This window comes from Bradyrhizobium uaiense (genome assembly GCF_010811875.1).
Classification (GTDB): domain Bacteria; phylum Pseudomonadota; class Alphaproteobacteria; order Rhizobiales; family Xanthobacteraceae; genus Bradyrhizobium; species Bradyrhizobium uaiense.
The window spans coordinates 1-1,284 of sequence record NZ_VKHP01000501.1; the positions used below are offsets into that span (position 1 = coordinate 1).

The 1,284-nt window shown below is 63.2% G+C and carries 1 protein-coding gene and 1 pseudogene; both read left to right on the forward strand.

Features of this window, described 5'->3' with window-relative positions; translation table 11 throughout:
- Positions 1 to 18: 18 nt before the first annotated feature.
- A pseudogene (locus tag FNJ47_RS54965) lies at positions 19 to 150 on the forward strand (hypothetical protein); the annotation flags it as partial.
- A gap of 168 nt (positions 151 to 318) precedes the next feature.
- On the forward strand, positions 319 to 1,284 hold a 966-nt coding region (locus tag FNJ47_RS46120; RefSeq protein WP_236000597.1), incomplete at its 3' end, for a hypothetical protein.

The following is a 1,284-nucleotide window of genomic DNA, read 5'->3' on the forward strand; positions in this document are numbered from 1 at the left end:
TCGGGCGGCACGGTGAACGTGTCGTCGGGAGGCGCGATCGACCACACGACCGTCAGCAGTGGCGGCATGTTGAATGTCCTGTCCGGCGCGACTGCCCACAATGTCAGCGTCTCCAGCGGCGGCACATTCAATGTAGCCGGCGCGGTGACCAGCAACGTTGCGGTGTTTGCCGGCGGTACGGAAATCGTTTCGTCCGGTGGGTCGACCGGTCCGGTGACGATTTCGGGCGGCAAGGTCGAACTGCAGGCCGGAAGCATCGCGAGCGGCGGCATTACCTTCGCCAGTTCCAGCGGGACGCTGGTGATCGACGGCACAGCCATGCCCAGCGACATCATCAGCGGCATCGTCGTCGGTGACACCATTGATCTGACCGGCGTGGCGTTCGCGTCCGGTGGCTCGGCCACTGTTGTATCCGGCAGCATGCTTCAAGTTGTCGAGGGCGGAATAACGTATGATTTGCAGCTGGGTCAGAATCCCGGAGTTGGCTTCACTGCAACGCAGGATTCTGGTACGGGCACGCTGATTACGGCCACACCACCTATTACGCCGTCGGTTAACGTCGCGAACTACCCTTCGGCAAGTGCAGGTCAGTTGATCGCCTTGTCGAGCCTGGTCACCGTGTCCGATCCCAACGGTGCCGGCTATCAGACTCTCCAGCTGTGGGATTCGAACGGCACGGCAGCCGGCGGCGAGTTCCTGATCAATGGCGTGGCGCAGACCGCAGGCCATGCGATCAATGTGCCGTCGGGCGCCAATGTGGTGTTCGATGCCGGGACTTCAGCCGGCACCGATACGATGTGGGCGCAGCTCGTTCAGAACAACGGCACGCTAGGCAGCTGGCAGCAGTTTACGGTCTCGGTGCCGGCGCCGACGCTGAGTGTATCGGGCGTGCCCAGCACCACGGCCGGTGCGCAGATTGCGCTCTCGAGCCTGGTGAACGTGTCCGATCCAAGCAATGCGACGTATCAGTTGCAGCTGTGGGATTCGAACGGCACGGTGGCCGGCGGCGAGTTCCTGATCAACGGCGTGGCGCAGCTCGCAGGCCAGGCGATCAATGTGCCGTCGGGCGCCAATGTGGTGTTCGATGCCGGGACGTCATCCGGCACCGATACGCTATGGGCGCAGCTCATCCAGAACGGCACGGCGAGTGGCTGGAAGCAATTTACGGTCTCGGTGCCGTCGCCGACGCTGAATGTCTCGAGCCTGCCGAGCGCCACGGCCGGTGCGCAGATCGCGCTCTCGAGCCTGGTGAACGTGTCCAATCCGAGCAATGCGACGTATCAG